The sequence below is a fragment of the Streptomyces sp. NBC_00086 genome (assembly GCF_026343255.1).
Classification (GTDB): domain Bacteria; phylum Actinomycetota; class Actinomycetes; order Streptomycetales; family Streptomycetaceae; genus Streptomyces.
The window spans coordinates 1,994,668-2,007,726 of the sequence record NZ_JAPELZ010000001.1; the positions used below are offsets into that span (position 1 = coordinate 1,994,668).

Consider the following 13,059-nt stretch of genomic DNA (forward strand, 5'->3'; position numbering starts at 1 on the left):
TACAAGGCGGAGCACAAGACCCGGGTACGGCGCGGAGGACCAAGCGCGCGGCGAGAAGCGCGAAGGCCCCGGCTCGAAGAGAGCCGGGGCCTTCGCGGAAGACGTGCGGTGGGGCGAGCGGGTCAGACGGTGACGCCGTGCGAGCGCAGGTACGTGACCGGGTTGATGTCCGAGCCGTAGTCGGCGCCGGTGCGGGCCTCGAAGTGCAGGTGCGGGCCGCTGGAGTTGCCGGTGGAGCCCGACAGGCCGATCTTCTGGCCCGGGGTGACCTGCTGGCCGACGGAGACGCTCAGCGAGGACATGTGGCCGTACTGGGTGTACGTGCCGTCGGCGTGCTTGATCACGACGTTGTTGCCGTACGCGCCGCCGTAGCCCGCCTCGACCACGGTGCCGAGGCCCACGGCGTGCACCTCGGTGCCGGAGGCGGCGTGGAAGTCGATGCCGGTGTGGCTGCCGGAGGACCACATGCCGCCACCCGCGTGGTACTGGGTGCTGACGTAGGTGTTGTCGAGCGGCGACACGAAGGTGTTGAGGCGCTTGCGCTCCTCTTCGCGGGCGGCGCGCTCGGCGGCCTCGCGCTCGGCCTTGGCCTGCGCTTCGGCCTTCGCCTTGGCTTCGGCGGCCCGCTGCCTGGCGTCGGCCTCGGCCTGCGCCTTGGCGGCGGCGGCCTCGGCGGCGCGCTGCTGGGACTGGGCCTGGGCCTCGACGTCACCGGCGAGCTCGTCGGCCACCACGATGGTGTTGAGGGTGCCGGTGTCCTCGATGGAGGGGGACTGGTCCGCGGCGAACGCGGGACCGGCCAGGGAGCCGACGACGCCGGTTGCGGCGAGGGCGGCTATGCCGGCGTAGCCGGCGGTCCTGCGGCTCATACGGCTCGGGCCACGGTGCTTGCCGGCGGCACTACTGCCAAACGCCATGAAGGGGCTGATCCTTTCCTTCCCTCTCGCCTACCGGGTTAGCTGACGGGTTCGGAGCAGGAAGGTCTCCTACGGGCCCCCTCTTGCGAGGCGGTCCGATTCACCCCAGGGACACAAGTGGGTCCCCGGCTCCCCAGGCTCGCGCCTGACGGGGACTCGGCGATCGCTGTCCGGTGCCGCGGGCGCGGCGGTTACAACTGACGAACAGCACGGCCGACGCTAGGCGGATCATCAGTCAATCGCCAAACAGACACGCCCTTTTGTTGCGCACGCCACACCACATACAAGCAACCACACCATCAAAGGGACAGAAAAGGCAAAAGGGACCCCGGCGGACAAGCCGCTGGGGTCCCGTGCCGGATTTCCGCGCCCGGCGGGCCAGTTGGCGGCCCGCCGGCAGTCAACGGACGGTCAGTTGGTGACCACGGTCACTTCGCCGATCCCGAGGGCCCGCACCGGCTCCTCGATCTGCGAGGCGTCACCGACCAGGACCGTGACCAGGCGGTCCACCGGGAAGGCGCTGACGACCGCCGAAGTGGCCTCCACCGTTCCGGTTTCGGCGAGGCGCGCGTACAACTGCGCCTGGTAGTCGTCCGGGAGCTCCTGCTCGACCTGGTCGGCGAGCGTGCCCGCGACCGAGGCGGCCGTCTCGAACTTCAGCGGGGCGACGCCCACCAAGTTCTGCACGGCCACGTCCCGTTCGGCGTCGGTCAGGCCGCCCTCCGCGAGGGTGCGCAGCACCGTCCAGAGGTCGTCCAGGGCCGGGCCGGTGTTCGGGGTGTCCACCGAGCCGCTGATGGCGAGCATCGAGGCACCCTTGCCGTCGGCGGTGGAACGCAGCACCTGGCCGAAGGCGCGCACGCCGTACGTGTACCCCTTCTCCTCGCGCAGGACCTTGTCCAGCCGGGAGGTGAGGGTGCCGCCCAGGCAGTACGTGCCGAGCACCTGCGGGGCCCAGACCCGGTCGTGCCGGTCGGCGCCGATGCGGCCGATCAGCAACTGCGTCTGGACCGCGCCGGGGCGGTCCACGATGACCACGCGGCCCGTGTCGTCGGCGGTGATCGGCGGGACCGGGCGCGGGGCGGTGGTGTCACCGGTCCACGCGCCCAGGGTGTCGGCCAGGACGGCGTCCAGGTCGATGCCGGTCAGATCGCCCACGACCACCGCGGTGGCGGTCGCGGGGCGCACGTGGGCCTCGTAGAAGGCGCGTACGGCCGCGGAGTCGATGCGGGCGACCGTCTCCTCGGTGCCCTGGCGCGGGCGGGACATCCGCAGGGAGGCCGGGAAGAGCTCCTTGGAGAGCTGCTTGGCGGCGCGGCGCTGCGGGTTGGCGCTCTCGTGCGGGATCTCGTCGAGCCGGTTGCGCACCAGACGGTCGACCTCGGAGTCGGCGAAGGCCGGTGCGCGCAGCGCTTCTGCGACCAGGCCCAGCGCCTTGTGCAGGCGGGAGGCCGGGACCTCCAGGGAGACCCGCAGGCCGGGGTGGTCGGCGTGCGCGTCGAGGGTGGCGCCGCAGCGCTCCAGCTCGGCGGCGAACTCCTCGGCGGAGCGCTTGTCGGTGCCCTCGGACAGGGCGCGGACCATGATCGTGGCCACGCCGTCGAGGCCCTCGGGCTCCGCGTCGAGCGGGGCGGTGAGGTTGATCTCGACCGCGACCACCTGCTGGCCCGGGCGGTGGCAGCGCAGCAGGGTCAGGCCGTTGGCCAGCACCCCGCGCTCGGGGGCCGGGAAGGCCCACGGCTGCGGCTCGCCGGCCTCGGGGCGCGGGTGGAAGGTCATCGTGACGGCTGCGGTGTCGCTCACTGCTCCGCCCCCTCGTTCTCGTCGCTCGCGTCGGTCTCTTCGGTGTCGTCCACGGCGATCGGCTCATAGACGAGCACCGCCCGGTTGTCGGGGCGCAGTCGGGCCGCGGCCACGGCCTGCACCTCCTCGGCGGTGACGTCGAGGACGCGCTGGACGGCGGTCAGCGCGAGCTGCGGGTCGCCGAACAGCACCGCGAAGCGGCACAGTTCGTCGGCGCGCCCGGCCACCGTGCTCAGCCGGTCCAGCCACTCGCGCTCCAGCTGGGCCTGCGCGCGCTCCATCTCCTCGGCCGTCGGGCCCTCGGCGGCGAACCGCGCGAGCTCCTCGTCGACGGCCGCCTCGATGGCGGGCACCTCGACCCCGCTGGAGGTCTTGACGTCCAGCCAGCCCAGCGAGGGCGCGCCGGCGAGGCGCAGCATGCCGAAACCGGCCGCGACGGCACTCTGGTCGCGGCGCACCAGGCGGTTGTGGAGCCGGGAGGACTCGCCGCTGCCCAGGACGGTCAGCGCCACGTCGGCGGCGTCGCACTCGCGGGTGCCGTCGTGCGGGAGCCGGTAGGCGGCCATCAGCGCGCGGGCCGGCACCTCCTCGACGACCTCTTCGCGCAGCTGCGCCCCCATGATCTCGGGCAGCGAGCCGTCGCGCGGCGGCTGCTTGCCGTCGTGGCCGGGGATGGTGCCGAAGTACTTCTCGACCCAGGCGAGCGTCTTCTCGGGGTCAATGTCGCCGACGACCGAGAGCACCGCGTTGTTGGGCGCGTAGTACGTACGGAAGAACGCGCGCGCGTCCTCCAGGGACGCGGCGTCCAGATCGGCCATGGACCCGATCGGGGTGTGGTGGTACGGGTGGCCCTCGGGGTAGGCCAGGGCCGTCAGCTTCTCGAAGGCCGTGCCGTACGGGACGTTGTCGTACCGCTGGCGGCGCTCGTTCTTGACGACGTCGCGCTGGTTCTCCATGGACTCGTCGTCCAGGGCGGCCAGCAGCGAGCCCATCCGGTCCGCTTCCAGCCACAGCGCGAGCTCCAGCTGGTGGGTCGGCATCGTCTCGAAGTAGTTGGTCCGCTCGAAGCTCGTGGTCCCGTTGAGGGAGCCGCCGGCTCCCTGGACCAGTTCGAAGTGGCCGTTGCCGGAGACGTTCTTCGAGCCCTGGAACATCAGGTGCTCGAAGAGGTGAGCCAGACCCGTACGTCCCTTGACTTCGTGGCGCGAGCCGACGTCGTACCAGAGGCAGACCGCGGCGACCGGGGTCAGGTGGTCCTCGGACAGCACCACGCGCAGGCCGTTGGCCAGCCGGTGCTCGGTCGCTGTGAGGCCGCCGGAGCCGGCGTGAGCTGTGGCCGTGTGACCCATGGGCATGTGGTCCCTTCGATCGCGATGCAGAGATTCCTGTCAGACCTGCCACTGTATGCAAGCGTGTCGGGGCGCGGAGAAGTTCCCGGCCCAGTCCTGGGTCGGAGTCGGCGTTGTCGGTGCCTCGGGCCACAATGGTCCGCGTCACCCCTGTCCGAAACCGCCCGCCCGCCCGACGCAGTCCCGTCCCACCCCCAGTCCCGTCCCCACCCCGTGAGAGCTCAGCTCATCCCGATTCTTGGTTAAGGAGCCGCGCAGCGATGGCCCGCCGCAGCACGAAGACCCCGCCGCCGGAGGATTTCGAGGAGAAGATCCTCGACATCGACGTCGTCGACGAAATGCAGGGCTCCTTCCTCGAGTACGCGTACTCGGTGATCTACTCCCGTGCCCTGCCCGACGCCCGCGACGGCATGAAGCCGGTGCACCGGCGCATCGTCTACCAGATGAACGAGATGGGCCTGCGCCCCGACCGCGGCTACGTGAAGTGCGCCCGTGTCGTCGGCGAGGTCATGGGCAAGCTGCACCCGCACGGCGACGCGTCGATCTACGACGCCCTCGTGCGCATGGCGCAGCCCTTCTCCATGCGGCTCCCGCTGGTCGACGGCCACGGCAACTTCGGCTCGCTCGGCAACGACGACCCGCCCGCCGCGATGCGGTACACCGAGTCGAAGATGGCCGACGCCGCCTCGCTGATGACGGACGGGATCGACGAGAACACCGTCGACTTCGCCGCGAACTACGACGGCCAGGAGCGCGAACCGGTCGTCCTGCCGGCCGCGTACCCGAACCTGCTGGTCAACGGCGCGTCCGGGATCGCGGTGGGCATGGCCACCAACATGGCCCCGCACAACCTCGGCGAGGTCATCGCGGCCGCCCGCCACCTGATCCGCTACCCGGAGGCGGACCTGGAAGCGCTGATGCGCTTCGTGCCGGGTCCCGACCTGCCCACCGGTGGCCGGATCGTGGGCCTCGCCGGAATCAAGGACGCCTACGAGAACGGCCGCGGCACCTTCAAGATCCGTGCCACGGTGGCCCTGGAGGACGTGACCCCGCGCCGCAAGGGGCTGGTCGTCACCGAACTGCCCTTCACGGTCGGTCCCGAGAAGGTCATCGCGAAGATCAAGGACCTGGTCGGCTCGAAGAAGCTCCAGGGCATCGCGGACGTCAAGGACCTCACGGACCGCTCGCACGGCCTGCGCCTGGTCATCGAGATCAAGAACGGCTTCCACCCCGAGGCCGTGCTGGAGCAGCTGTACAAGCTGACGCCGATGGAGGAGACCTTCGGCATCAACAACGTCGCGCTGGTCGACGGACAGCCGCTGACGCTGGGCCTCAAGGAGCTGCTGGAGGTCTACCTCGACCACCGCTTCGAGGTCGTGCGCCGGCGCAGCGAGTTCCGCCGCGGCAAGCGCCGCGACCGGCTGCACCTGGTCGAGGGCCTGCTGGTGGCGCTGCTCGACATCGACGAGGTCATCCGGATCATCCGGGACAGCGACAACTCCGCTCAGGCCAAGGAGCGCCTGATGGAGCGCTTCTCGCTGAGCGAGATCCAGACCCAGTACATCCTGGACACCCCGCTGCGCCGGCTCACCCGCTTCGACCGGATCGAGCTGGAGTCCGAGCGCGACCGGCTGGCCGGCGAGATCGACGAGCTGACCGGGATCCTCGACTCCGACAGCGAGCTGCGCAAGCTCGTCTCGGCGGAACTGGCCGCGGTCTCGAAGAAGTTCGGCACGGAGCGCCGTACGGTGCTGCTGGAGTCGGCGGGGACGCCGGTCGCGGCGGTCCCGCTGGAGGTCGAGGACACCCCGTGCCGGGTGCTGCTGTCCTCCACGGGGCTGCTCGCCCGTACGCCGAACGCCGACCCGCTCCCCGAGGAGGAGGGCGGCGCCCGCGCCAAGCACGACCTGATCGTCTCGCAGGTCGCGGCGACCGCGCGGGCGGACATCGGCGTGGTCACCTCGTACGGGCGGCTCCTGCGGCTGTCGGTGATCGACCTGCCGCAGCTGCCCGACACCCACGCCGCGCCGAACCTCGCGGGCGGCGCCCCGGTCACGGAGTTCCTCTCCGCACTGGAACCCGACGAGAAGGTCGTCTGCCTGACCTCGCTGGACGAGTCCGGGCAGGGGCTGGCGCTCGGCACCGAGCAGGGCGTGGTCAAGCGGGTCGTGCCGGACTATCCGGCCAACAAGGACGAGCTGGAGGTCATCACCCTCAAGGACGGTGACCGGATCATCGGAGCGGTCGAGCTGCGCACGGGCGAGGAGGACCTCGTCTTCATCACCGACGACGCCCAGCTGCTGCGCTACCCGGCGGGCCAGGTCCGCCCGCAGGGCCGCCCCGCGGGCGGTATGGCGGGCATCAAGCTCGCGGACGGCGCCAAGGTGATCCACTTCTCGGCGGTGGACCCGGCGCGCGAGGCCGTGGTATTCACGGTGGCGGGCTCGCACGGGACGCTGGACGACTCGTTGCAGTCCGGGAAGCTGACCCCGTTCGACCAGTACCCGCGCAAGGGCCGGGCCACCGGCGGCGTGCGCTGCCAGCGCTTCCTGAAGGGCGAGGACGTCCTGCTGCTGGCCTGGGCGGGCACGTCCCCGGTCCGCGCGGCGGCGGCGAACGGCACTCCGGCGCTCCTGCCGGCCGTGGACCCGCGCCGGGACGGCTCGGGCACGGCGCTGCCGGCCGTGGTCGCGGCGCTGGCGGGCGCGGTGCTGTAGGAGTTGCAGGTCATTCGGGTGGTGCTGCCGTCGCGACTGGGCGGACGTACCACCCGAATGGCGACTAGTGTTTTCCCTCTTGGCACTGTCGGGTGGGGCGGGGAGACACAGAACTGATGAGTCGTCGGTCGGGCGGATTGATCAGTGACTGGGCCGAGGCCCAGCGCCGGACGCAGCAGACGCAGCTGATCCAGCAGCGCGAGGCCGAACGCCGGCAGCGGGCGTACGAACGGGACGTGGCCCGGGGGCAGCGCGAGCAGCAAGCCGCCTACAAGCAGCACCGCGAGGCCGAGGCCCGGCGGGCGACCGAGCGGCTCGACGCCCAGGTCGCGGCCCTGCAGGGACTGCTGGCCGCGGGCTGCCGGGCCCCGGCGTTCCGGCTGGCCGCCCTGGCCAGGACCGAGCGGCTCGAACCCTTCGACCCGGGAACCCTGGCGCACCCCGTGCCGCTGCCACAGCTGCACCACTTCCAGCAGCAGAGCGGCGGCTGGACGCTGGGCTCGAACCGGCGAGCGCAGGCGGAGCGCGAGGCGCACGCCCGGTACACGCAGGCCTGGCAGGCGGCGCAGGCCGCGGAGGCACAGCGGCAGCAGCAACTGGCGGCGTACCGACAGCAGTACGACCGCTGGGCGGCGGAGCAGCTTGCCGGGATCCGCGGGCACAACGCCGGGCTCACCGAGCTGGCCGGGGCGCTGCGCGCGGGCGACGCGGAGGCCGCGGTGGAGTACTTCTCGGCGGCCCTGTACGCCTCGGCCGGCTGGCCGGAGAACCTCCCCCGACAGGTGTCGGCGGCCTACGACCCGGCGCGGCGCCAGCTGGTGCTGGACTGGGAACTGCCCGGCTACGAGGTGGTGCCGGAGGCCAAGTCGGTGCGGTACGTGCCGAGCACGGACCAGGACAAGGAGACGGCCCGCCCGGCCACGCAGCGGCGGGCGGTCTACCGGGACCTGCTGGCGCAGTGCGTGCTGCTGGTGGTGCGCGATCTGTACGCGGCCGACGAGTTCGGCGTACTGGAGTCCGTCGTCGTCAACGGTTTCGTGGACGCCCACGATCCGGTGACGGGGCGGGAAGCGCAGCTCGTCCTCGCCTCGGTGTCGGCGGCGCGCTCCGCTTTCACCGGGCTGCGGCTGGAGCTGGTGAGCGCGGTGGACTGTCTGGTGGAGGGGCTGGGCGGGCAGTTGTCGGCGCGGCCGGACCAGCCGGCCGCCGTGCGCCCGGAGCGTCGGCCCGGTGAGGTCGGCGGCGTCGTCAGTCACGGAGGGCACGCGGGCCGCGACGACGACGAGGACGAGCCTGACCTCTTCGCGATGGACCCGATCGCCTTCGAGAACCTGGTCGCGGAGCTGTTCCGGGCCATGGGCATGGAGGCGCTGACGACTCAACGGTCGGGCGACGGCGGGGTCGATATCGAGGCGAACGACCCGTCCCCGATCACGGGCGGACGGATCGTGGTGCAGGTCAAGCGCTACCGCAACACCGTGTCACCGACGGCGGTCCGGGATCTTTACGGCACGGTGCAGGACAAGGGGGCGAACAAGGGAGTGCTGGTCACCACCGCGACCTTCGGCCCCACGTCGTACACCTTTGCCGACGGCAAGCCGCTGGAGCTGGTTCCCGGGGCCGCACTCGTGGATCTGCTGCACCGGCACGGACTGCGCGGCCGTCTCGGCCCGGGGACGGTGGCCTCGGTCCCGGCCCAGCGGACGGCCGGGCCGCAGCCCGCCGCGGACCACAACGTGCTCGGCATGTCCTGGGCGGGGCCGGTCGCGCTGGACGTGTGCGCGCTGGTCTGCGAAGGCAGCCGGGTGCTCAGCGAGGACCACTTCGTGTTCTTCAACAACCCGAACACCCCGGACGGTTCGGTACGGACCCACGCGCACGCGGCGCCCGACAAGGCGGCGCTGCTGGTCTCCTTCGACGCGCTGCCGCAGCGTTGCGACCGCCTGGTCCTCATCGCCGCGGTCGACCCGGAGGTCAATCCGCACGCCGACCTGGCCGGCTTCACGGACGCCCGGATCCGGCTGCTGGACGCGGCGGGCGGCGAACTGGGCGAACTGGAGGTCTCCGACGGCCGCGCCGGCGAAACCGCCCTGGTCCTCGGCTCCTTCCGGCGCCGCCCGGGCGGCGACTGGGACTTCGTCCTCGGCGGCAAGGGCTACCCGGGCGGCCTGGAACCCCTCCTCGGCGACTTCGGCATCGAGGTCGCCTGACGCAGGCGGCGTAGCCCCCAGATCCACGTCGACGGCTGCGACCAGTGGTACGCCCACAGCCACCCCGGCAGCCGCCGGTGCGGGACGAAGCTCCAGAGGTCGTCGTCGGCCTCGTTGCCCCGCGGCCGGGCGCGCAGCAGGTCCAGGGAATCCCGGTCGACGGTGCCGTGCAGCCGGGCCGTGTGGGCCAGGGCGATGACGCCTTGGCGGCGGATCTCCGGATCGGGCGACCGCATCGCGCGGGCGACCCGGGGCAAGATCGCCCCGGCTTCGGGGTGGTTGAGCGCGAGGGCGATCACCATGACCCCGGCGTGGGGGTCACCGCGCTCGAAGGCCGCGTCCACGTCTTCGGGGTCGTCGGTCTCGTTCCACACCGGGCGGCGCCTAGAAGTCGTCGGGATCGGGATCGGTGGCCGAGTCGGAGTCCGGTTCGAAGTCCGGGGCCGGCTCCGCCGGGCGGTGTACGTAGCGCAGGACGCCCCACATGCTCTCCGGGGGCGCGTGCCACGGCTCCGGTTCGCGGCAGGCCTCCAGCTCGCGGAGCAGGGCGGGGCCGTCGGTGCCCGAGCCGATCAGGACGAGCTGCGTCAGGCGCGGTTCGCCCGGGCCCCAGGGGTGCGGGGCGAAGCGGAGGAAGCGGCCGACCGCCTGGACCTCGTAACGCTCCTCGTGGCCGGGAACGCCGAAGTGGACGGAGCCCTTGATCCGGTAGAGGCCGGCCGGGCGGCGGTCGAGGAACTCGATGAACCGGCGCGGGCCGAGGGCCTGCTCGGACACGAACTCCGTGCTCGTGTAGGCCGCGTGGACGTGCTGCGCGTGATCCGTCTCGTGGTCGTGATCCGTCGCACGAGCATGGTCGTGGTCGTGGGCCTGGGCCAGCAGGTCCTCGAAGGAGAGCTGGCCGCGCGTCTCGGTCCACGGGCGGCGGTCGAAGAGCAGTTCCGGATCGATCCGCCCGTGGTCCGCGCCGACGACCGGGATCCCCGGTGCGCAGAGCGCGGCGAGCGCGCCCTCGATCCGGGTGCGTTCGACGGCGTCGATCCGGTCGGTCTTGTTGAGCACCACCAGGTCGGCGACGGCCAGGTGCCGGTCGGTCTCGGGGTGCTTGTCCCGGGTGGCGTCGAACTCCGCCGCGTCGACGATCTGCACCATGCCGCCGTAGCGGACCGCCGGATTCTCGTTGGCGACGAGCATCCGGACCATCTCTTCGGGCTCCGCCAGCCCGCTCGCCTCGATGACGATCACGTCGATGCGGTGGACGGGGTCGGCGAGCTTCTCCAGGTACGCGTCCAGCTCGCTGCCGTCCACCGCGCAGCACAGGCAGCCGCCGCCGAGGGAGACCATCGAGTCGCCGACCTGGCCTGCCACCGACATCGCGTCGACCTCGATGGAGCCGAAGTCGTTGACGACGACCCCGATCCGGGTGCCGCCCCGGTTGCCGAGGAGGTGGTTGAGGACGGTCGTCTTGCCGGATCCGAGGAAGCCGGCCAGGACGATGACGGGGATGCTGTTCACCCGGTCGATCGTAGCCAGTGCCGTCCCGGTCACAGCACTGGCGTCAGCCGAGGGCGGGCACTGGCCGGGGCGGGGTCGGGCCGGTGTAGCGGGCGGCCGGTCGGATGATCTTCGGGTCGGCGGCCTGCTCCAGGACGTTCGCGCTCCACCCGACCACGCGGGCCGCGCAGAAGGTCGGCGTGAACATCTCGCGCGGCAGGCCGCACAGCTCCATGACCACGCCCGCGTAGAACTCCACGTTGGTGTGCAGTTCCCGGCCCGGCTTGAGCTCGGCGAGGATCTCCTCGACGTGCCGCTCGACCTCCACGGCGAAGTCCACGAGCGGGCCGCCGAACTGCAGGGCGATCCCGCGCAGCATCCGCGAGCGCGGGTCCTCGGTGCGGTAGACGGGGTGTCCGAAGCCCATGATCCGGTCGCCGGCGAGGACCCGCTCGCGGATCCACGGGTCGATCCGGTCGGCCGTGCCGATGGCGTCCAGGGTGTCCAGGGCCCGGCTGGGGGCGCCGCCGTGCAGCGGACCGGAGAGTGCGCCGATCGCCCCGGTCAGGCAGGCCGCGACGTCGGCGCCGGTGGAGGCGATCACGCGGGCGGTGAAGGTTGAGGCGTTGAAGCCGTGGTCGATCGTGGAGATCAGGTACCGCTCGACCGCGCGGGCCCTGACCGGCTCGGGTTCCCGTCCGGTCAGCATGTGGAGGTAGTTCGCCGCGTACGGGAGGTCGTCCCGCGGTTCCACCGGCTCCAGCCCCTGGCCGAGCCGGTACAGGGCGGTGAGCAGGGTCGGTACGGCGGCGCAGGCGGCCAGCGCGTCGGCGGCCCGGCGCTCGGGGGTCAGGTCGTAGACCGGGCGGAAGCCCGCGGAGGCGCCGAGCAGGGAGAGCGCCGTGCGCAGTCCGGCGAGCGGGCCGGACAGGGCGGTGGCGCGGGCCAGGGCGGGCAGGGCGTCCCGCACCTCGGCGGGGAGCCTGCGCAGCGGGGCGATCTCGGCCGCGAAGGCGGCCCGTTCGGCGGCGTCGGCCGGCAGGGTCCCGCGGAACATCAGGTGCCACACGTCCTCGAAGGTGCGGCTCCCGGCGAGCTCGACGGCCGAGTACTGGCGGTAGTGGTAGAAGCCTTCGCGGCCTCGGACGTCACCGAGCTGGGTCTCGGTGACCACGACTCCCGCGAGTCCGCGGGGGGTTTCGGCAGGTGCGACGGTGGTGTTCATGGATCGACCATCCATGATGGACTCAATCACTGTCAATATTGATCCAATCAATATATGTAGGGTGTGCGTCATGAGCGACGAGCCCGGTGAGCGAAGGATCGGCACCCAGGAGGCGGCCCGGCTGCTGGGGGTGAAACCCGCGACCGTGTACGCGTACGTCAGCCGCGGCCAGCTCACGAGCCGCCGCGACCCGGTCGGACGCGGCAGCAGTTTCGACGCCCGAGAGGTGGAGGCCCTGGCCCGGCGCAGCCGCCGCGAGGCGGCGGGACCCTCCGGTTCGGCGGCCTCCGCCGGGGAGCTGTCCGTACGCACCGCGCTCACCCTCATCGAGGCCGACCGGTACTACTTCCGCGGGGTGGACGCCGTGGAGCTGGCCTCGCGGTACCGCTACGAGGAGGTCGCCGAGTGGCTCTGGACGGGGACCCTGGTGCGCGGGGCCCGGTTCACCGCTCCCCCGGAATCCCTCGCCGCGGCCCGGCGGGCGGTCGCCGCGCTGCCCGAGCACAGTGGTCCGATCGACCGGCTGCGGGTGGCCGTCGCCGCCGCGGCGGTCGCGGACCCGCTGCGCTTCGACCTGTCCGGGCCGTCCGTACTGGGCTCCGCGCGCTCCCTGATCCCCACCCTGGTCGGCGCCCTGCCCGAGGTGGGCCCCGCGCAGTGGGGCGGGGACGGCCGCCTCGCCCGGCAGCTGTGGCCCCGGCTCTCCGCCCTGGATCCCGATCCGGACGCGCTGGCCGTACTGGACCTGGCCCTGGCCCTGCTGACCGACCACGACCTGGCCGCCTCGACCCTGGCCGTACGGGTGGCCGCGTCGGCGCGCGCGCATCCGTACGCGGTGGTCTCGGCCGGGCTCGGCGCGCTCGAAGGGCCCCTGCACGGAGCGGCCGGGCGGCTCGCGCACCGGATGCTGGTGGAGGTGCTGGAGCGGGGCGGCGCGGCCCCGGTGGTGGCGGAGTACCTGCGGGCCGGGCGCCGGGTGCCCGGGCTCGGGCACCGGTTGTACGAGGGCCAGGACCCGCGGGCGACGGCCCTGTTCGCACGGCTGGAGCCGCTCGCGCAGGCCGCTCCGGCGCTGGGCGCGGCGCGCGAGGTGGCCGGGGTGACGGCCCGGCACGGCGGCGGCCTGTACCCCAACGTGGACCTGGCGCTGGCGGTGCTGACGGTCTCCTTCGGAATGGCCCCGGAGGCCGGGGAGACCGTCTTCGCGGTGGCCCGTACGGCCGGGTGGATCGCGCACGCGCTGGAGGAGTACGAGGAGCGCCCGCTGCGGATGCGACCGAGCGGGCAGTACCACGGGCCCCGCCCGCCACAGCCGTTGCCGTGACGGGCGCGGTGGTTCCGACG

9 protein-coding genes and 1 riboswitch are annotated in these 13,059 nt (G+C 72.5%); of the genes, 3 read left to right on the forward strand and 6 right to left on the reverse strand.

Annotated features, from left to right (window positions below):
- Positions 1-122: 122 nt before the first annotated feature.
- The 3 genes from OG276_RS08820 to OG276_RS08830 form a co-directional block, all read right to left on the reverse strand.
- On the reverse strand, positions 123-917 hold the full coding sequence (locus OG276_RS08820) for a M23 family metallopeptidase (RefSeq protein ID WP_266903915.1): 795 nt from the start codon (positions 915-917) through the stop codon (positions 123-125).
- 12 nt (positions 918-929) lie between these two features.
- Positions 930-1,089, reverse strand: a riboswitch (cyclic di-AMP (ydaO/yuaA leader).
- Positions 1,090-1,328: 239 nt separating this feature from the next.
- Positions 1,329-2,696: a pitrilysin family protein gene (locus OG276_RS08825; protein ID WP_266912627.1), complete on the reverse strand. Its 1,368-nt coding sequence runs from the start codon at positions 2,694-2,696 to the stop codon at positions 1,329-1,331.
- A gap of 20 nt (positions 2,697-2,716) precedes the next feature.
- Positions 2,717-4,075, reverse strand: coding sequence for a pitrilysin family protein (locus OG276_RS08830; RefSeq protein WP_266903916.1), 1,359 nt, complete (start codon positions 4,073-4,075; stop codon positions 2,717-2,719).
- 254 nt (positions 4,076-4,329) lie between these two features.
- Between OG276_RS08830 and OG276_RS08835 the strand changes: the two genes are divergently transcribed.
- Both OG276_RS08835 and OG276_RS08840 read left to right on the forward strand, forming a co-directional pair.
- A complete protein-coding gene (locus OG276_RS08835) occupies positions 4,330-6,786 on the forward strand; it encodes a DNA topoisomerase (ATP-hydrolyzing) subunit A (protein WP_266903917.1) in 2,457 nt (818 codons plus the stop codon).
- A 116-nt stretch (positions 6,787-6,902) separates the two neighbouring features.
- Positions 6,903-8,996, forward strand: coding sequence for a restriction endonuclease (locus tag OG276_RS08840; RefSeq protein ID WP_266903918.1), 2,094 nt, complete (start codon positions 6,903-6,905; stop codon positions 8,994-8,996).
- On the opposite strand, the gene OG276_RS08845 is transcribed toward OG276_RS08840, so the two are convergent.
- The 3 genes from OG276_RS08845 to OG276_RS08855 are packed head-to-tail and all read right to left on the reverse strand — an operon-like array spanning position 8,942 to position 11,715.
- Complete coding sequence (locus OG276_RS08845; protein WP_266903919.1) at positions 8,942-9,370, reverse strand: hypothetical protein; 429 nt, start codon at positions 9,368-9,370, stop codon at positions 8,942-8,944. The two genes, OG276_RS08840 and OG276_RS08845, sit on opposite strands and share 55 nt — an antisense overlap.
- Positions 9,371-9,380: 10 nt before the next feature.
- Entirely contained in the window at positions 9,381-10,511 is a 1,131-nt protein-coding gene (locus OG276_RS08850) for a GTP-binding protein (protein WP_266903920.1), read from the reverse strand.
- A gap of 43 nt (positions 10,512-10,554) precedes the next feature.
- A complete protein-coding gene (locus OG276_RS08855) occupies positions 10,555-11,715 on the reverse strand; it encodes a citrate synthase (protein WP_266903921.1) in 1,161 nt (386 codons plus the stop codon).
- A 70-nt stretch (positions 11,716-11,785) separates the two neighbouring features.
- Here OG276_RS08855 and OG276_RS08860 point away from each other — a divergent pair, with 70 nt between their 5' ends.
- Positions 11,786-13,039: a citrate synthase gene (locus OG276_RS08860; protein ID WP_266903922.1), complete on the forward strand. Its 1,254-nt coding sequence runs from the start codon at positions 11,786-11,788 to the stop codon at positions 13,037-13,039.
- The last annotated feature ends 20 nt before the right edge of the window (positions 13,040-13,059 follow it).